Origin of the sequence: Brumimicrobium oceani (assembly GCF_003143775.1) — a bacterium.
GTDB classification, from domain to species: domain Bacteria; phylum Bacteroidota; class Bacteroidia; order Flavobacteriales_D; family Crocinitomicaceae; genus Brumimicrobium; species Brumimicrobium oceani.
Genome location: NZ_QFRJ01000001.1, coordinates 351,366 through 369,761 on the forward strand (window position 1 = coordinate 351,366; position 18,396 = coordinate 369,761).

General features: G+C 34.8%; 16 protein-coding genes. 5 read left to right on the forward strand and 11 right to left on the reverse strand.

Translation table 11 applies throughout. The features are described 5' to 3' along the window. Nucleotides 1-4 precede the first annotated feature (4 nt). Complete coding sequence (locus DIT68_RS01560) at nt 5-1,435, reverse strand: lipopolysaccharide biosynthesis protein (protein ID WP_109358051.1); 1,431 nt, start codon at nt 1,433-1,435, stop codon at nt 5-7. A gap of 469 nt (nt 1,436-1,904) precedes the next feature. On the opposite strand from DIT68_RS01560, the gene DIT68_RS01565 reads away from it, so the two are divergent. After that, on the forward strand, nt 1,905-2,915 hold the full coding sequence (locus DIT68_RS01565) for a Wzz/FepE/Etk N-terminal domain-containing protein (protein ID WP_109358052.1): 1,011 nt from the start codon (nt 1,905-1,907) through the stop codon (nt 2,913-2,915). Between the two features lie 183 nt (nt 2,916-3,098). Here the strand turns inward: DIT68_RS01565 and rfbA are convergent, their stop codons facing one another. From rfbA to trmD, 3 genes are all read right to left on the reverse strand, one after another. Then, nucleotides 3,099-3,971, reverse strand: a complete 873-nt coding sequence (rfbA, locus tag DIT68_RS01570) for a glucose-1-phosphate thymidylyltransferase RfbA (protein WP_109358053.1) — start codon at nt 3,969-3,971, stop codon at nt 3,099-3,101. 335 nt (nt 3,972-4,306) lie between these two features. Continuing rightward, nucleotides 4,307-5,470, reverse strand: a complete 1,164-nt coding sequence (locus DIT68_RS01575; RefSeq protein WP_109358054.1) for an MraY family glycosyltransferase — start codon at nt 5,468-5,470, stop codon at nt 4,307-4,309. Nucleotides 5,471-5,666: 196 nt separating this feature from the next. Further along, nucleotides 5,667-6,344 carry a tRNA (guanosine(37)-N1)-methyltransferase TrmD gene (gene trmD / locus DIT68_RS01580; RefSeq protein WP_109358055.1) on the reverse strand — a complete coding sequence of 226 codons (678 nt, stop codon included), beginning with the start codon at nt 6,342-6,344 and terminating at the stop codon, nt 5,667-5,669. Between the two features lie 588 nt (nt 6,345-6,932). Here trmD and DIT68_RS01585 point away from each other — a divergent pair. Next, the gene (locus tag DIT68_RS01585) at nt 6,933-7,823 is read left to right on the forward strand and encodes a transglutaminase family protein (RefSeq protein ID WP_146194089.1); all 891 of its coding nucleotides are present in this window, start codon (nt 6,933-6,935) and stop codon (nt 7,821-7,823) included. Between the two features lie 90 nt (nt 7,824-7,913). On the opposite strand, the gene DIT68_RS01590 is transcribed toward DIT68_RS01585, so the two are convergent. From DIT68_RS01590 to DIT68_RS01605, 4 genes are all read right to left on the reverse strand, one after another. After that, on the reverse strand, nt 7,914-9,209 hold the full coding sequence (locus DIT68_RS01590) for a paraquat-inducible protein A (RefSeq protein WP_109358057.1): 1,296 nt from the start codon (nt 9,207-9,209) through the stop codon (nt 7,914-7,916). Nucleotides 9,210-9,353: 144 nt separating this feature from the next. Further along, nucleotides 9,354-10,166, reverse strand: a complete 813-nt coding sequence (locus tag DIT68_RS01595) for a porin family protein (RefSeq protein WP_109358058.1) — start codon at nt 10,164-10,166, stop codon at nt 9,354-9,356. A gap of 53 nt (nt 10,167-10,219) precedes the next feature. Then, nucleotides 10,220-11,296, reverse strand: a complete 1,077-nt coding sequence (locus DIT68_RS01600; protein WP_109358059.1) for a hypothetical protein — start codon at nt 11,294-11,296, stop codon at nt 10,220-10,222. Then, nucleotides 11,296-11,775, reverse strand: coding sequence for an RNA polymerase sigma factor (locus DIT68_RS01605; RefSeq protein ID WP_158276087.1), 480 nt, complete (start codon nt 11,773-11,775; stop codon nt 11,296-11,298). Before DIT68_RS01605 ends, DIT68_RS01600 begins: the two co-directional genes overlap by 1 nt. Before the next feature lie 529 nt (nt 11,776-12,304). On the opposite strand from DIT68_RS01605, the gene DIT68_RS01610 reads away from it, so the two are divergent. Further along, nucleotides 12,305-12,739, forward strand: coding sequence for a hypothetical protein (locus DIT68_RS01610; RefSeq protein ID WP_109358061.1), 435 nt, complete (start codon nt 12,305-12,307; stop codon nt 12,737-12,739). Nucleotides 12,740-13,228: 489 nt separating this feature from the next. Here the strand turns inward: DIT68_RS01610 and DIT68_RS01615 are convergent, their stop codons facing one another. Then, entirely contained in the window at nt 13,229-14,890 is a 1,662-nt protein-coding gene (locus tag DIT68_RS01615; RefSeq protein ID WP_109358062.1) for a SulP family inorganic anion transporter, read from the reverse strand. Between the two features lie 151 nt (nt 14,891-15,041). Between DIT68_RS01615 and DIT68_RS01620 the strand changes: the two genes are divergently transcribed. Continuing rightward, nucleotides 15,042-15,380 (forward strand): DUF6150 family protein, encoded by a 339-nt coding sequence (locus tag DIT68_RS01620; RefSeq protein WP_109358063.1) that lies wholly within the window; start codon nt 15,042-15,044, stop codon nt 15,378-15,380. A 48-nt stretch (nt 15,381-15,428) separates the two neighbouring features. Beyond that, on the forward strand, nt 15,429-16,241 hold the full coding sequence (murQ, locus tag DIT68_RS01625) for an N-acetylmuramic acid 6-phosphate etherase (RefSeq protein ID WP_109358323.1): 813 nt from the start codon (nt 15,429-15,431) through the stop codon (nt 16,239-16,241). A 443-nt stretch (nt 16,242-16,684) separates the two neighbouring features. Here murQ and DIT68_RS01635 read toward each other — a convergent pair whose 3' ends face one another. Both DIT68_RS01635 and DIT68_RS01640 read right to left on the reverse strand, forming a co-directional pair. Continuing rightward, nucleotides 16,685-17,734 (reverse strand): hypothetical protein, encoded by a 1,050-nt coding sequence (locus DIT68_RS01635; protein ID WP_109358065.1) that lies wholly within the window; start codon nt 17,732-17,734, stop codon nt 16,685-16,687. Then, nucleotides 17,731-18,390 carry a DUF4159 domain-containing protein gene (locus tag DIT68_RS01640; RefSeq protein WP_109358066.1) on the reverse strand — a complete coding sequence of 220 codons (660 nt, stop codon included), beginning with the start codon at nt 18,388-18,390 and terminating at the stop codon, nt 17,731-17,733. Before DIT68_RS01640 ends, DIT68_RS01635 begins: the two co-directional genes overlap by 4 nt. Between the last annotated feature and the right edge of the window lie 6 nt (nt 18,391-18,396).

The window sequence follows — 18,396 nt, forward strand, 5'->3', positions numbered from 1 at the left end:
TTTATTATCGAATTAAATTTTTGATAAGATAAATTATTTTTTTGTTGAACATAAACATAGCACCTAAATAAAGAGCAGAATATGCAAGTCCAATTAGTAAAATCATGAGGAAATTACTTTCAACTATATTTCCCAGGTAATGATGTAGAAAATAGCAAATTATACCCGCAAACACGCCGATAAGCAAAACACTTGAAGCATCATTGATCTGTTCTTTAATCGAATAGTTAATTAATCTACCACTAAAAAACATATTAATCGCAGTAAAGAAATAGGATATCACTGTTAAAGAAACAACAAGCGCCATAATTCCGAATGGTAAAGCAACGGCAATAACGATAATACCAATTATTTTTTTAACCACCTCAAGCCGCAAAAACAAATCACTTCTCCCTTTCACTTTTAATAAATTCAAGTTATAGGCTCCAATGGGTCTAACGATAGATGCAAAAGCCAAAATCTGGAAATAAGGAACTGCAGGTAACCATTTTTCACCAAATACAAATACAAAGAATTCTGTTCCAACAAGGATTAAAACGAGCATTATAGGAGTAACAACAAACAATGCCAATTGCATAGTAGAACGATATGCCGATTTCAATTGAATATCACTTGTGATATTGGAGAATAAGGGGTAAGTCACTTTCCCCATTACCGTGGAAATTTGTTCTACGGGGAAAAGCCGCATGGTTTCCGCTTGGTTAAAAAAACCAACCGATGCTGGAGAGAAGAATTTACCAATAACTATTCTATACGCATTATTATAAATGGTGTCCAACAATCCCGATAAAGTTAATTTGTACCCAAAATTTAAATGATATTTAAACCGACGTTTATTAAACACGAAGGAAGGTCGCCATTTAATAAAAATCCAATTTTGAATGGTGAAAATGATGGCTTGACTTAAGCTCAGCCAAACTAAACTCCAGACTCCAAATCCCGTGAAGGCCATGCTTACTCCAACAATTCCTCCAACAATCGTAGATGGCACTTGCAACTTCATTTGAGTTTTGAAGTTCATTTCCTTGGTCAATTTTGCTGTGTGCACGGCTACAAAAGATCGAATTACGAATGTAAGGGCATAGACACGAAGAATGTTTTTAAGAATTTCTTGATCATAAAAAGAAGCTATTGCCGGGGCAGCAAGAAAAATGATCGCATAAATTCCCACACTGACCATCAAGTTAGTGAGGAATACGGTAGAGTAATCTAATTGATCTGGGTTTTTAGTCCGAATCAATGAGCTGGTCATTCCTCCATCCATTAGTGTTTGACCGATAGATACGAAGACTGTAAGCATGGCAACGAGACCAAAAACCTCTGGCATTAAAAGACGAGCAAGTATTATTTGCACGCCAAAATTAATAATCTGCATGCTAAACTGTTGGGTAAAGGTCCAGATTACCCCGCTTACTGCTTGTTTTTTTAAACTCATTTACTAATTACTGCTATTGTACCCTTAAATTATAAATGTGTTCTGCATTTTTTTGTTGAAGAGACTTGTTATGATCAGCAAAAAAAGAAGTTTTAAACATTACTAATTTGGTCTTGCTTAAGCTGGTATTCATTCGGGTTAATACGGCTTCGCCCTTGTTAGTCCCATCAAATTAATGCGATTAACTTATCTTGAAGCCAAAGAAAATGAATACGTGCGAATATAAATAAATTAGTGACAGTATCCATTATATGTATTGGAGCAATTTGGCATTTTTAGAGGAGTTTTTAGCCCTTGAAATGGCTTCAAATAGGATAGAAATATATCCTGATAACCCAAGTTTAAAAATGTTTTTAGGATTTTTAAATCGCTAGAAATGTGCTCGTTCTTAATAGTGATTTAAAACTGAAAAGTAGAAAACCTTATAAATATTGATTATTATTGCACTACTAACGTCAATTTTGTTTAAATGAAAATCAATTCCAAAACATTCAACGCTAAAAACGAATTTGACTTATTCTACACTATAGTTAAAAACTGGAAACCAATTTTGATTTTTAGTTTAGCCTTTTCTTTAGTTGGGATTGGCTACGTTTTCATCATTCCAAAAACCTATACTTCCTCAACAGCATTTTCAATTTCTTTGGATAAAACAATTGAGACAGCCTATGGAAATTATCCTTTAAAAACTCAAAACCCTTCTCACTACTTATCCTTATTTGATTCAAGGGGTTTTAAAGATGATGTATCCAAAAGTTTTAAAAAATCAGAACTTGGAGAATTTCGCTTTAAAATTATTAAGGAAAGATTGGATTTACCTCCAAACAGAAAACACCTCATATTTCCTAGCAAGTTTAAACTGCGGGTAATTGGAACAAATAAAACACAATTAAATAGTATTAGCGATACGGCTATTTCTTCCTTTTTAGCGATTACCGACAAGAAGCTAGGAGAAGACATGTATCACTACTATTTTTCGACTTTACAGCAGGAGGTGGAGAAGCTCCAGTTTAATATTCAAACCAAAAATAGCTTTATTGAAAGTTTAAATATCGACACTTCTAATAGAGGAGAATTGAGTTCTGAAAGCTTAACTAGCTTAGATTCTTTGAAAACTAGATTACTGGATGGTGCTCAAATGAACAATAATACGTTATTGATTTCCTCAATGTTATTAAATGAAGGGAAAGGAGCAAAGAATTATTTGGATGCTGTGTTAACAGTGGAGCAGGTAGAATTAAAAAAACTACAAAATGAATTGAAGAATAAAAAACTTCTTCTCGATAAGCTAAATGATCAAGAAAAAAAACTGCATGGTGTCTTTGACAAACCTTTTAGTAACAGTTTTATTTCGCTTTCAGTTGCTGAATTACAGGAAGACAAATGGCTTTCTAATAGTATCAAACAGATTCTAATATTCTTTTTGGCTGGTTTCTTTATCGGAAGTGTGGTTGTTTCCTTTAGAATTTACTACAAGTAAGCTTAGACACGCTATTGTGTTTCTTCTTAAACATCACCGTTTTTTCGTGAGAAAGCTTTCTAGCTCATGGGAGTGAAAAGCTGTTAACAGTAATTATGGAAACCCTGTTAAAACAATTCTATCTCCAATAATTTCAGCGATTTAAACCAATGATTAAAGTTTTTAATCACACGAGAACATCCATTAATTCGCCAGTACTTCTTTGATGTAATCGTAATAATTTCCTTTCATTTCACCAATTTCCGTCAATATTGTTTCAGATTTTATCCATCCCATTCTAAATGCGATTTCCTCCAAGCAAGCGATCTTTAATCCTGTTCTTTTTTCAATCACCTTTACAAACTCTGTTGCTTCAGTTAGTGCTTCATGTGTTCCTGTATCTAGCCAAGCAAAACCTCTGCTTAATATTTGTAGTTTTAGCTGCTCTTTTTCTAAATAGTTTTGATTGACAGAAGTGATTTCTAATTCGCCACGGTTGGATGGCTTGGTTTGCTTAGCCACTTCTATAACTGAGTTAGGGTAGAAGTAGAGCCCTACCACCGCATAATTTGATTTTGGATTTTCTGGTTTTTCCTCGATGCTTACAACATTTCGCTTAGCGTCAAATTCTGCAACACCATACCTTTCCGGATCATTCACATAATTCCCGAATATGACCGCTTTATTCTCCGATGCAACAGTGTCAACAGCATCTTTTAAAATGTTTTGTAACCCTACACCATGAAATATATTGTCTCCTAAAATCAAACAGACATCATCATTCCCTATAAATTCTTCTCCAATAATAAAGGCTTGTGCAAGTCCATCTGGAGTGGGTTGTTCTTTGTAAGACAATTCTATTCCAAAACGACTTCCATCTCCAAGGAGTTTCTCAAAATTGGGTAAATCGTGTGGTGTTGAAATGATAAGAATTTCTTTGATTCCAGCGAGCATGAGCACCGACAAAGGATAATAAATCATTGGTTTGTCGTATATCGGCAACAATTGTTTGCTGACAGCATGTGTTAGTGGGTGAAGTCTCGTTCCAGATCCTCCTGCTAAAATAATTCCTTTCATAGGTATATAGTTTGTTTGGTTTTACTAGGTAAAATACCCAGAGATTCGATCAATTTATAAATATCTTTAGTTCTTTTCTTTAGAAACCGATTAGATGCGAATATACACAAAATAGGCGCATATGCAATGAAACATCTAAACCTTAATTCCGAATGCTGATTACCTAAGGAAAGGTCGAAATGTGTGTCAGATAAGCGAAGCACAGTGTTTAGCAGATGAGACCATGGCATCGGTTATGATGAGTATGAGAAAACGTGAATTCCCTTAGGTTGTGAGAGTATGAGCGGAGAATAGGAATTTGCATTTGAATTTAAAGTAAAACACAAAGCGAGCAGTTAGGCCCCTGACCTCCGTCTTTCTGCTGCTTTTTGCTTTTTCATATTCCGTACTTTAACTTTTAAGAACCAACTGGATTTGTTGATTATGAAAAAGAATAAAGATAACAAAATTAAAAGACATATAAATAGTGTGAGCAGCAACCAATTGCTTGTGGTTACAGCAAGAAATGAAATTAAGATAATGACCAAAAAGTTGGAAACACCTAAAACAAAACTGGCTCTTCTATGAGATATTTTAAATTTATCTATGATAATGTGATGAATGTGAGACCGGTCTGGTTTGAACGGGTTTTTCTTTTTTACAATACGAACAAGGAAAACACGAACGGTATCAAAGAAAGGGATAATTAAAATAGCCCCTGTAACGATCGGTAAATTTTCGCCTCTAATTGGCAGTCTTGCGATGTCTTTAGGATCAAGAGCTAGGAATGAAATCGCCATGACTCCCAGCATAAATCCAAGGATCATGGAGCCTGTATCCCCCATAAATATCTTTTGAGTAGACGAAAGGTTGAATCTGAGATAAGCCATTAAAGTACCTATCATTACAACGCTTACAGAAAATAAGAAAATATGGTTAATCACATAAAAAGCCATTCCGAAAGCAGCGAACATGATAATAGATACGGATGCTGCCAAACCATCAATTCCATCAATTAAGTTTAGAGCGTTGATCACTGCAACCAAAATAAATACCGCAATTGCACCAGCCAATATTGGGTTCAAATCTTCAATCCCCATAAAACCATACAGCGTGTTAATTGATTTACCGTAGTGGTAAACAAAAAGGACAGCGGCAAGCGTTTGCGCCATGAGTTTGGAAAGGGGAGCAATGACTAAAATATCATCTTTTAAACCCACAATAAAAAGAATGGTTAAACCAGGAAGGAGGGAGATAATTATATTGCTTGGGTCATAAACGTCCTTTACTACATCAACCCCAAAATATTCGGTGGATGCAATAAAATAAAAGGAAAGCATGAGCACAACAAAAAATGCAATTCCACCTAAGTTTGGAGTTGGTACTTCATGCGAGGAGCGATTATCTGGTTCCGCTGCCAAGTTTTTACTCAACATTAACGTACGAATTTTGGGCGTAAGGTAGTTACAAACGATAAAGGAAAATATAAAAAGAAGTGCTGTATAAATAAAAAAGTTCATTTTAGTCTCTTTAAAAACTGAATAGTTAGGTCATTACTTGGTTAGTTTCTATAGTATGTAATACTAAATCATCCTTCATCAGTACATTTACAATTTAAGTTCTTACAAAAGTACTATAAACTAATTTAATAATGTATTTAAATCTATGCTTTTATGATAATATTCAGTAACAAAACTTGTTTTGAACAATTCTAATTTAGGAATCTAGTAAATCTGGTCTGCGTTCTTTTGTTCTTCTGTAGGCTTCTTGCTCTCTGTATTCTTCAATTTTCTTGAAATTACCTGATAATAAAACCTCAGGAACTTTATGTCCTTTGTAGTCTGCTGGGCGAGTATAAATAGGAGGAGAAAGCAAATTGTCCTGAAAACTATCTGTTAATGCCGAGGTTTCGTCGTTTAAAACTCCGGGTAATAATCGAATAATGCTGTCTGCAACAACAGCGGCTGCAAGTTCACCTCCTGAAAGTACATAGGAACCAATTGATATTTCCTTTGTGATAAATAATTCACGAATTCGTTCATCCACTCCCTTATAGTGGCCACACAGTAAAATAATATTTTTAACCCTGCTCAATTGGTTGGCTGCTGATTGCTCAAAAAGCTCACCATCAGGTGTCATGTAAATTATTTCATCGTATTCTCGCTGCGATTGTAGTTCTTCTATGCACGCCGCAATGGGCTGAATGGACATTACCATTCCTGCACCACCGCCATATTGATAATCATCTACGTTTCTGTGTTTATCTGTAGAGTAATCACGAATATTATGGATATGAACCTCGGCTAAGCCTTTGTCTTTAGCGCGTTGAAGAATGGAATGACTAAAAGGGCCTTCTAATAATTCGGGAACAACAGTTAAAATATCAATTCTCATGGTGCGAAATTACGAATTTTAACCAATTACGAATTATCAATTGTGTACAATTAATTCCTTATAGCATTTGCCCTAGATGAAGTTAATTAAGAATTTCTAAGGTTAACATGTACCTAAAAACTTACAAGAGGTAAATTGACTTTAAGGGAGGATTATTAAATAGTTTGGATAAATAAACTTGGTCTCCTTATCAATTCTTAAAATGCCTATCCGATACTCTACCAGTAAATATATCTAACCCAACAATAATGTGATTCAGCGGTGAACTGACAGGATCCTTCGCAAATTTCTATTTCCAACCGGTTGAAAAAAGAAATTGGCTTCGGGATGACGTGAAGCTAGGTTCCCCTCTCACTTGCTTACCAGCGCCCACAACTGTCATCCTGACCAGAGATGAAAATCTTAATTTTCCTCTCTGGAAGGATCTGGCCTAGTTAAAGAGAGTGCTTTTTATTGTAGCATATTAAATAGCTGGTAAAGTTCCCGATAAGCATTATTCGTAATTATTTATTGTGTATTAACATTTGGCTTTTTATAACAAGTTAACCTTTTAAAAAATGAAGAGGATTTCTGCTATATATTTGCCATGTGATAACAAAAACCTCTATACATGCCTTGATAAAATTGATGGACGACCCCGATCCAATGGTTGTTCAGCATGCGCGGGAAAAGCTCGTGGAGTATGGAGAGAATATTATACCTGATTTAGAGGTATTGGAGGAAGATTGCTTTATTGATCCCAATCAGTTAGATAATATCACTCGTGTTTTAGAACTGCTCCGGTTTCAACGTGTGAAACATGCTTTATCCACTTGGCTCAAATCTGACGAAAAAAATTTAATGCAGGCAGTTTACGTGATTTGTAGCTATCAATTTCCTGATTTAACCATACAAGACTTTACTGCTCAATTTCAAAGTTTAAGACATCAGTGCTGGATGGAGATTAATTCTCGTCAAACAAGTTTTGAAAAGGTTGAAGCCTTAAATAAAATATTCTTCGATGAATTTGATTTTGTTCGCGTGAATGAGCTGCCACATTCTCCTTTTGAGATTTTTGTAAATTCTGTCATGGAAACTAAAGAGGGAACAGATATTTCATTGGGTTTAATTTATAGTTTGGTAGCACAATCCCTAGACATTCCGATTTATGGAGTAACTACGATGAATAATCGTGCACCATTTGTTTTGGCCTATATGGACAAAGATAATTTGCTTCCAATTTTAGATTGGGGAATTGACAATAATGGAGTCCTTTTTTATATTGGGGTAGGCACAAAAGGTCTAATTGTTGACCCAAAACAGTTAAGAGAGATATACCTTTCAGAGGGTTTGCCACAAAGCAGAGCACAATTCGAACCTTCACCAAATACTTTGATCATTAAGAAATATCTAAAAGATATTAAAAGGAGCTACTCTAATCAAGCGCAGTTCAGGTATAAATTGAAAGATATTGAGGAGCTGTTGGAACTTTTTAGGTGATGATTAACAGATAGTTCAGTACAATAATTTCCATCCTTTTTTATCATGAATAACTCTTACAAAAATTCTCTATTCTAAAATACGATTCTCTTAAACCGCTCGTTTCTTCTGTTTATTCACAATACTCTTCAAAATTGCAGCCAAAATTAAACCGTACAGCACATATGTGATAAATAAAATATAACCAGGTTGTAGAGAAGTATTGTTGGTAGCAATGCTGTTCATGCTGTCAGATTCAACATTCAGATATTCCATTTGATCTTCCAAAATTCCATTAAATCCAACATAAGCCATAAAGATAGCAACAACCATTACATCTGCCATCGACCATTTTCCAGATTTAAAAGCCAGCCAATAAATTACTTTGTTTGTCTGCCAGGTTCGTTTACCAAACAGATAAACTTGTGTAGACAATAATTTTGCAATGGGAAGAATTACACTAAAAGCCAAGACTAAAGCGCCAACAAGAATTGAATCTATTTTACCGGTTTTTAGCAAAATACTAACCAGTTGAAGTATGCTTTTACTTTGATAGAAAATTACTTGATCTTTAAAAATGACATGTTCTCCTAAAAGCACGAAATCTAATGAGTTTATTCTTGCATCAATCTCAATCATAGCGCTGGTTAAACCCACACTTAAAACAATTAAGGCCAGCAGTACAGAGACGAAAAATAGTGATTTTTGAAGTTCAATATATTTAAAAACAAAGAACCAAAGAAGTAGAAAAAGGGCTACAATTCCTAATATCCAAAATGTTTCTCGGTAATTTTTGATTTCTAATTCTTTGGCTTGAGTAAGAAGAATTGTATTGATATCTTCGTCAAGTGAGATGTTGTATTTGCCATGAATATTTTTAATCTCCAGGGAATCTTGCAAGTCGTATGTATCGTCGGCAAATTCAGTGAGTTTACTAATCGCCAAGGTTTTCATCCTCTCTTTATTCTTTTCCTTCATCACTTCGTCGATAATTCTTCGACTAAATTGTGGAGCACCCGCTTTTATTTCCTCCGAATTGACAAAAGTGTTAACAGCCCATTTACGAATGGTTTTCTTAAATCCTTCATCATCCGCTTGGATAGTTCGATCCGCTTGATCTACCAAACTGCGAATCATTTCAGTGAGCTGCAAGTGCAGCAAGCTGTCTTGACTTTTAGTTAATTCAAAGTTACCAATTTGATTTTCAATAATATTTATCAACGTTCCTTTCCAAGCGGTAACAGACAACATTCCCTTATTGATGTAGTTGAGTGTACTAAAGTCATCCTTTATTTCAGATCGTTTTATGGAGTCATGATACACGCCATAAGCGAAATACATTGCTAAAGCGAGTAAAGGAGTAGTGACCAAAAAAAGTAATAATTTACGCGTTTTAGATTGAGACATTTTATCTGAATATTTACATAAATATAGTGTTTTAACTAGAAATAGAATTCTTAATTAAAAAAAGTAAATAATTTTCTCGACATCCTAAAATAAAAAATGGCGTCCATACAGAACACCATTTCAGAATTATTAAAATTGTTTTGATTAGAAATTAAAGCTCAAACCTAAGGAAAAAGGCTTGTTGTCTGGACCTTTATTGGATTCAAAAAGGCTATTTAAACCATAGTTTGCAAACATTGTAAAATCACCCACACCAACTCGCACACTGGCGTCGATGATAAAAGGATTTAAATGATAATGTCCTCTTTCAATGTCTTTTCTTTTCTGGTCTTGTGAGACATATTTTTGTTTTAAACGGGAGCCAATTCTGTAATTTATAATTGCTCCAGCGGATAAAAAGAAACTTTTATCGGGATTTTTTCCAGGCATAAATGTGAAGTAAAGTGGAACAGAAATGTAGGATGCGTTGAGGTAATTCTTGTCAAATGTTTTTAAACTATCCATTGAATTGAAAATAGTGGTATCGTTGTATGATAGTGTTGAATTTGTGGATTTGAACGCATATCTGTTGAATCTAAAACCCAAGCCTGTGAAAAACCTAAAATGCTCAGTTCCTAATGCGGTGTTAAACTCAAATAAATTCATATTGATCATGAAGCTTTTGGCATAATCGAGTTCCAAATAAACGTTGGCCGGATCATTGTTAATATCAAAGGCATCAGAGGTAAAAAATCCATTTACACCGAATTCTAATCCTCTCCAATGATTTACGTCCCATTTCTCTTCTTCTAAATCGTCTTCAAGCACGATTGTTGTGTCGCTTTCGGAGTCATTGTCAGAGGTAATCGTAATCACTTTTCCCTTAAAGGAAATAGTAGTGGTTTCTTCTTCTTCTTTTTGTCCGAAGGCAAAAGTAGCCAGTGACAGAGCCAAAATAAAAGTAATTGTATATTTCATAATTTATTGTTTTTTACAGGACGCTTAACTATTTGAAATGTTACAGCTGAAGTTTATTTTTTTGTTTTTCTTTCAATTTTAAAGGCACCCAATTGAAAAATGGTTGTTTTGGTTTCTGGTTTATCTTCTATTGTGATAATTGGTTTCTTATTTTTATTAATCTCAGAGAAAGTATTGTTTATCATTGCGGTTATATTAGCTTTTCCCTCCTCGTTAATTACTTGTTTGCGACGTAGAAAATCGTTTGTTATTTCGGCGAGAGTCTGAATTTTATTAGTAGAACTGATCTGTTTTTCTAAATTGTTGTCTTGTTCAGTTTTTAAACCCGAAGCAAGGGATGTCATTGCTTCAGAGATATCGTTATCTTTGATTCCGGCATTTAATTTTAGATTGTCCTTTTTTTCTGTTTTAGTTACTTTTATTTTGGTTTCACGCTGACCTTTGATTGACTTTGTGGGTTTGTCTGCCATCTGTAATCGATTTTCTATACTCTTTTTGTTTTTGTTTTGAAAATCAGTGCTTTGTGTTGTTTTTAATCGTTTTTTAATCGTTTTATTTTCGTTTTTAATCTTTTTAGATAGTAGTTTGTCTATATCTAATTCTTGTGTTTCACTCATTTCGTATCTAGACTCTACTCCCTCAAAAGGAAAAGTAAGGAACAACGATACTAGGATGGAGGCGGCTGCAAATAGACCAATCCAACGCTTAATTGGCAAGGACATCGAAGAATTTGGAATACTGTTTAATTGCTCTTTATTCGGATATAAAATAGTTTCTTCGGGTAACTTGGCTTTAGTAAACTGGGTGAATTTTTGTTGGAGTGAAGGATGCTCTGCTAAAAATACATCAACTAAACTCTTTTCTTTATTTGAAAGGTCGCCTTCGCAGTAAGCTACAAAAAAGAACTCATAATTTTTGGTGTTAATTTCATCAAAATCGATGGCAGCTTTATCAAATTGAATGGCTGGTTCTTTAATTGAAATATCATCGGTTAAAGTTAAAGCTTCTTCTTCATCGAACTGCGGATTATTTTTTAAAAAATTAGAAAGCATTAATTTTTGGTGATCAGAAAGAGTTCCTTCCCAAAGGTCTAGCAAATACGCTTCATAATTTTCCTTATTGATTTCCATTAAATTACTTTTTCTAAACTACCAATGTATTTCTGTAACTGTTTTCTTGCCCGATAAATATAGACTTTTACCTGTGATGGACTCAGTTCTAAAATTTCTCCAATCTCATTATAGCTGTAGCCCTCATAATCGCGCAAAAGAAGGGCTGATTTTTGAATAGGTGCTAAGCTGGATAAAGCCAAATTTAACACTGTTTTCAAATCACAGCTTTCAGGCAGAAAGGAAGCTTCTTTATGATATTCTTCCAACGAAACTACTTTGTTCCGCTTTTTGTCATCTAAAAACTGATTAAAGACGGTTCTAAATAAATAAGATTTCACTTTTTCGGCTTGAATGTTATCTTTTTTAATCCACACCTTTTCGAAAGCGCTCTGAACTAAATCTTGCGCCAATGATTCACTTTTAGTGAGTTTTACGGCAAAACGATAAAGTCCATCACTGAAACAATTGACTGCGCTATGGTATTCTTTTTTATTCAATCTGATAGTAAGACGGCTGAGTCTAAAGAAAGTTACAGGATGAATAGCGAATTTATATTTCCGTATTCCATTCCACTTAAAGTTAGCACTAATTTCAATTGAAGACCTATGAGCTTAGTTTATTATGATTTATCGAAGATTTGTTCTGAACAACAAAGGAGGTTCCTCATCCAATTATATATAACATCATTCATTTTGAAAGAAATAAACGACTGAGGAGTTCTCAGGCTTCCGACTGAAACTCTTTTTGATTATCGTTAAATATTAATTTGGCAACAAGGTTTTAATTTTGAGCTAGTAATTTCCATCATACAGAACTGGTATAATAGCGAGCAACCATTAGGCATTAGTAGTGCATCCCTTTGCTTCTAGGAATAGACCGATAAGATTTTGAAAGGCACATGGATAGCTGGAATTCGTCAAATGATCATCAAACTGAAGATTATTCAATATATATTAGAAGTACTACAAGTTTTGTAGAATCATTTTTTCATTATAAATTAGGAGAATAATCTAAAAACAAATCTTTATGAAAGGCGCTAACATCTTTTTAATTGGCATCTCCACAATTTTAACTTTTTCTTTGTTTACTTCTTGTAAAAAGAATGATCGATTTGATAATTACGAACAGTTAACAAACAAGGAATGGAATATTACCGAAGTTCAGAATGAGCAAGGAAATTCTATAATTTCAGAATGCGAAAAGGACGATATTATTCTTTTCGGTGAAGACGCTTTCACCTTAAATGAAGGAAACAATGTTTGCGATGAGGGATTAATTTTTAAATCGGGGAAATGGGAATTTAAAGATGATGGAAATGGATTGAAAATCAAGAAAGTAATGAAGTCAAACAGCGGGATGGTCAATGCAAGGTTAGTTGAGCGTTTTGAAATTCTTAAACTAAGCGATGTAGAATTGGTTTTAAAAAGCGAAGAGGAGGACAAGATTTTTTATTATGAGTAGGAGGGGAACCAATTTAACATTTCTAATTGAAGATAGTGTTAGATTCATTTAGCTATAGTAAAACAGGCGTTGGAATGTCTAAATCTAGTTATTTAGCGAGAAAAAGTAATAATCAATGATTAAATTTAAATGCCTATCTGATACTTTACCAGTAAATATGTCTAGCTCAACAATAATGTGATGCAGCGGTAAACTGACAAGATTCTTCGCATATTTCTTTTTCCTTCTCACTTGCCTCCCAGCACCCACAACTGTCACCCAGACCAGAATTGAAAATTAAGATTTTCAACTCTGGAAGGATACGACCTAGTTAAAGAGAGTGCTTTTTATTGTAGCATATCAAATAGCTGGTAAAGTTCCTGAAAAGCATTTAAATTTATAACTACTATGTTCTTAAAATGGAGCAGCTACAAGAATTTAAATATCATGGAAGAACCGCGTTAAACTGCTTGTCCGACAACTGGAGGATTAATAATTAAGCCTTAATCATTACAACTTATACTCCGAAAGTGGTTTAGGAAAATCTTCTGGATTCGCAGCTAAATGATACCTCGGATCGTCAATGTCATTTACAATTACCTCTTGGAACTTTGGACTTGCTTTGTACATGAGTTGTTTACAATCCTGACTCAAATGTTTCAGTTTAATGGTTTTTCCTTCGGCTTCGTATTTTTCTACAATATTGTGGATCGCTTCCAATGCAGAGTGGTCGCTGACACGAGATTCAACGAAATCAATTTCTACGTTTTCTGGGTCGTTTTTAGGATCAAACTTTTCGTTGAACGCTTGAATAGAGCCAAAGAAAAGTGGTCCCCAAATTTCGTAAACTTTTGTTCCGTCTTCCTTAATGCGTTTTCGTGCTCGAATTCTAACTGCGTTTTGCCAAGCGAATGAAAGTGCAGAAATGATAACTCCAACGAATACCGCTATGGCTAAATCAAAGATTACAGTAACCGCGGAAACGATGATTAAAACAACGGCGTCAGACATTGGAATCTTTTTCAAAATTCTGAAACTTGACCAAGCAAATGTTTGAATTACCATCATAAACATTACACCTACAAGAGCAGCAATTGGAACTTGTTCAATCAATTTATCTGTAAATAAAATGAATGTCAATAAAGTTAGGGCCATCATGATTCCAGACAAACGTCCACGTCCACCTGCGTTGATGTTAATTACTGTTTGACCAATCATTCCGCAACCACCCGTTCCTCCGAAAAGTCCCGACATGATGTTTCCTGTTCCTTGAGCGATACATTCCTTATCCCCATTTCCTCTGGTATCTGTAAGTTCGTCCACAAGATTCATGGTCATTAAAGACTCTATTAACCCAACAGAAGCTGCTAAAAATGCATAAGGAAGAATAAAGTTTAGGGTGTCTAAATTGATGGGTAAATTCTGCCATAATTCTACACTTGGTGTTGGTAATTCTCCTTTTAATCCTGTTCCACCACCTTCAATAATGTATGATCCAACAGTAGAAACGTCTAAATCAATTCCAATTGCGAGCAAAGTTGTAACTAAAATTGCTGTTAAAGCAGCAGGAATTTTCGTGGTAATTTTCGGGAGTAGCCAAATAATTCCCATGGTGAGCAGCACTAAACCAATCATAATGTAAAGTTCTGTACCGTGCATAAATGTACTCACGTATTCTTTAACTCCATTTTCTCCTACGATCATTTCTTTGTGAGAAAACATCTTTACCTGCGCCCAAAAAATGACAATGGCCAAACCATTCACGAATCCCATCATTACAGGATGCGGAATTAATCTAACGAAACGCCCCAATTTAAAAACACCTGCTAATATTTGAATAACTCCCATTAAAATAACACAGGCCATGAGATAAAAGAATCCCATATTTTCGACGGGTTGGTCGAACAGCATTCCTTTTTCATGTCCGTCCGCAATCATAGTAACAAAGATGACCGCTACAGCTCCTGCTGCACCAGAAATTAATCCAGGTCTACCTCCAAAAATAGCAGCGATTAACCCTACAATAAAAGCACCTGAAAGTGCCATTAATGGATCAATTTGAGCAACAAAAGCAAAAGCAACCACTTCAGGAATCATTGCTAATGAAACAGTCACACCACTGATCACATCGTTTTTTGGATTAGTTGTAAATCTTTGGATAAATTTATTCATTGCATTATTTTTAAAGGGTGCAAAAATAGTATTTTTATTCTGGAATAAAGAAGGAGTTTATTTTGTTTGCTGTAATTCTTAGATTAAACTAATTATTGATACTTCAATGGGGACTTTTTAATTAATTTAGAGCTGTAAACTTCGATATGCTATGATTTTAAAATACTTTCTTTCCTTTCTCTTTCTTATTTGGATTTCACTTTTATTTGGACAAAAAATTCATGCTTCGGATTACAAAAGTGCTGCAGATCTAACCGCTTTTGTTGTTGATTATAAAAGTCAAGCCGATTTATTGGTGTATCGCGTTGAGTACGAAAGTCAAGCGGGAGAAAATGATGGTAGATGGTATTTTGTTGATTATCAAAGTCAGTCCGATAAAAGTGTGTTTTTTGTTGAATACCAAAGTCAGGCAGATATTAAAATTTACTTTGTCGACTACGAAAGTCAAGCCGGTTGGATAACAACCAATAAAAAGCAATTTCTAGAATAAGAAACTTTTAATTAGCCATTGACAAAACAAATTATAAAAAAGAAACGCGTGAATAAAATTACAGAACAATCCAGCAATTACGATAAACTTGAAGAATTATCACCTAAAGAAGTTTTAACGGCTATGAATAAAGAGGATCAATTGGTTCCTTTGGCGGTTGAAAAAATAATTCCAGAAATTTCAGCTTTTGTTGAAGAAGCCTTAATACGCATGAAAAAAGGCGGAAGATTGTTTTATTTGGGTGCTGGAACCAGTGGTAGACTTGGGATTTTAGATGCTTCTGAATGTCCGCCAACTTTTGGAGTAGAGCAAGGGTTAGTCGTTGGGTTAATTGCTGGTGGAGATGATGCGATAAGAATTGCGGTAGAAAACGCTGAAGACAATAGAGAATTAGGTTGGGAAGAACTATTGAAATATGATATACAGCCCAATGATATTGTAGTAGGAATTGCGGCTTCTGGAACAACTCCTTACGTTTTAGGAGCCTTAGAAAAAGCCAATTCCGCAGGAAATTTAACCGCCGGAATTACCTGTAACCCTGATAGTCCGCTGAGTGAAACTGCCCAACATGCTTTAGTAGCGGTTGTTGGTCCAGAATTCGTAACGGGAAGCACACGCTTAAAATCTGGAACTGCGCAAAAATTAATTCTCAACATGATTTCAACGAGTTTAATGATTGGATTAGGCAAGGTACAAGGAAACAAAATGGTAGATATGCAGCTCAGCAATGCCAAGTTGGTAATTAGAGGCTCAAAAATGGTGGCAGAACAATGCGGAATTGAGTTTGAAGAAGCGAAGAAGCTACTGTTGGAATATGGTTCTGTAAGGAAGGCAGTGATTGGGTTTAGAGGAAAAGAGTAGAAGAAGACGAGGAATGCATAGCGATAGAATTACGCGGAGATTTCGCATAGGTGCAAAGATTCGCAGAGGTACATAGTTTTGAAGAGATGAACCGATTGTTTGTTAATATAAATTTGATTTTGTGAAATGATGAACGTTTTTGGTTGAAATGGCGTCCGATTTTTGTTTGAAGAGGCGCACGGCCGTGCGCCTCTTCAAACAAAAACCGTTTCAAACAAAAACCGTTTCAAACAAAAACCGTTTCAAACAAAAACCGTTTCAAACAAAAACCGTTTCAAACAAAAACCGTTTCAAACAAAAACCGTTTCAAACAAAAACCGTGATTCCTTTTACGTCAATTAATAAAACCAATGTCATGTTCATCTACTTGGATTTCAATGAGGATAGTCTTACGTGATGTTTACCAAAATCATTAAGAATCCTTTGTGGATTTATTTAGACTATTATTTTTTTGTTTTCATGAAGAACAAAACAAAAACTAGTGCTAATCCTAAGATAATCATGATTAGAATTGAATTGTCTATCCATGGTAAGTAATCTTTTTGTCCTTTCTTTTTGGGTGGAGCGGTATAATCAGCTGGTGTTACGAGGTTATTGCTATCAATACTTTCGTTGAGTTCAGTATTCATGCGGTATCGATTATTTATAATTTTCCCAAATTTGTTTTTAAAACTAATTGAAATGTAATTGTATTCACTCATTTCTTTGGCTACTTTATTGTATTTTTCAATTACCAATTTGTCTGTTACATAGTAATGACGGGATCCTGCATAGTAAAAAAGGGCGTTGGTCAAATAGAAATAGTCTCTCTGGAAATCTCCCATTTCCTCAAATGCTTGCGAAAGCACATAGTCTTTTTCGTCGTGTAGCACGGTGAAATGCCTAAAAGCAGAATCTATGGCAAAAGCTATTTCCACCAATTTATTCTTGTTTGGTGATTTTTTTGGATTCATTTTTTCTAACGCTGCGTTTTCCAAAATTGGAAATATGAGCGTGGAATCAGGAATGTATGTTTTCCGTTTATATGCAATGTAGGCATTGTTCAAGTCTAAAACGGCCTGTTTTATACTGTAAACGGAAGTTGGATCGTCAGGAATATTCTTTTCATTGAATTTTTTGAGCATTTCGTACCGCTCCAAAGATTGAAGGGTAGTCCTGTATAGCATTTGCGCATGAGGTTCCTGAATGGTATCAATATTGACTCTAGAAAAAATGCTTAAGGCCATTTCAAACTCTTCTAAGTGAACGTTTTCATAAGCATAAAATAAACTGTCTTGTGCGGTCCACTTAGATGTTGGAATAGTGTTTACTTCCGCAATCCTACTTTTCATATATTTTGGAGGAGCCGGTTGACGATGATATTTCAGCACTTTAAATAAGTAGGTGTTTTCTTGGCTTGGAGGCTTACTATAATCAATTACCTGACCTATTAAAGAATCTGAGTTCATTAAAATTACGACAGCGCAAAGCAAATATTTTATTAAATTTTTCATTCTAAACCTCCGTTTATTAGTGCAAATTGTAAAATGTTAAGTCCCATTTTAAGTGCCTTTTCATGATTTTCTTGGGTATCGTTGTGCACTGTGATGTCCTCCCAGCCATCTCCTAAATCTGTTTCGTAAGTGTAAAGCAAAACCAACCTTCCTTCAATTAAAATTCCAAAAGCTTGAGCACGTTGGTTGTCATGCTCGTGAATTTTAGGCAATCCATTAAACTTATATTTTTGATCGAAAATTGGATGGTCGTATGGAAGTTCAACTAGTTTTAAGTTGGGAAATAACTTCTCAATTTCTGGGCGAATGTATTGATCCATTCCATAATTATCATCGATATGCAGAAATCCTCCTCCAATTAAATAGTTCCTTAAATTCTCTCTTTCGGAATTAGAAAATACAACGTTTCCATGTCCTGTCATGTGAACGAAAGGATAGGTAAATAGTAGGGGAGAACCCGCATCGACGTAAGGAACATCTGGGTTAATATTGGCGTTTAACTGTTGATTGGCAAATTTTACAAGATTAGGAACCGCCGTTGGATTCGCATAATAATCTCCGCCGCCATTGTATTTGAGTACCGCCAATTGATAACTTCCTTGCCCGAAAACAATATTCGAAATGAAAAATGAAAAGATGATCAATAATAATCTCATAATTTT

Coding starts and splice junctions, on each gene's coding strand:
- DIT68_RS01600 (WP_109358059.1), bottom strand. CDS start 11,296: ATGGAAATCAATAAGGAAAATTATGAAGCGTATTTGCTAGACCTTTGG.
- DIT68_RS01565 (WP_109358052.1), top strand. CDS start 1,905: ATGAAAATCAATTCCAAAACATTCAACGCTAAAAACGAATTTGACTTA.
- DIT68_RS01620 (WP_109358063.1), top strand. CDS start 15,042: ATGATTTTAAAATACTTTCTTTCCTTTCTCTTTCTTATTTGGATTTCA.
- DIT68_RS01615 (WP_109358062.1), bottom strand. CDS start 14,890: ATGAATAAATTTATCCAAAGATTTACAACTAATCCAAAAAACGATGTG.
- DIT68_RS01590 (WP_109358057.1), bottom strand. CDS start 9,209: ATGTCTCAATCTAAAACGCGTAAATTATTACTTTTTTTGGTCACTACT.
- DIT68_RS01635 (WP_109358065.1), bottom strand. CDS start 17,734: ATGAAAAATTTAATAAAATATTTGCTTTGCGCTGTCGTAATTTTAATG.
- DIT68_RS01595 (WP_109358058.1), bottom strand. CDS start 10,166: ATGAAATATACAATTACTTTTATTTTGGCTCTGTCACTGGCTACTTTT.
- rfbA (WP_109358053.1), bottom strand. CDS start 3,971: ATGAAAGGAATTATTTTAGCAGGAGGATCTGGAACGAGACTTCACCCA.
- DIT68_RS01560 (WP_109358051.1), bottom strand. CDS start 1,435: ATGAGTTTAAAAAAACAAGCAGTAAGCGGGGTAATCTGGACCTTTACC.
- DIT68_RS01640 (WP_109358066.1), bottom strand. CDS start 18,390: ATGAGATTATTATTGATCATCTTTTCATTTTTCATTTCGAATATTGTT.
- trmD (WP_109358055.1), bottom strand. CDS start 6,344: ATGAGAATTGATATTTTAACTGTTGTTCCCGAATTATTAGAAGGCCCT.
- DIT68_RS01610 (WP_109358061.1), top strand. CDS start 12,305: ATGAAAGGCGCTAACATCTTTTTAATTGGCATCTCCACAATTTTAACT.
- DIT68_RS01575 (WP_109358054.1), bottom strand. CDS start 5,470: ATGAACTTTTTTATTTATACAGCACTTCTTTTTATATTTTCCTTTATC.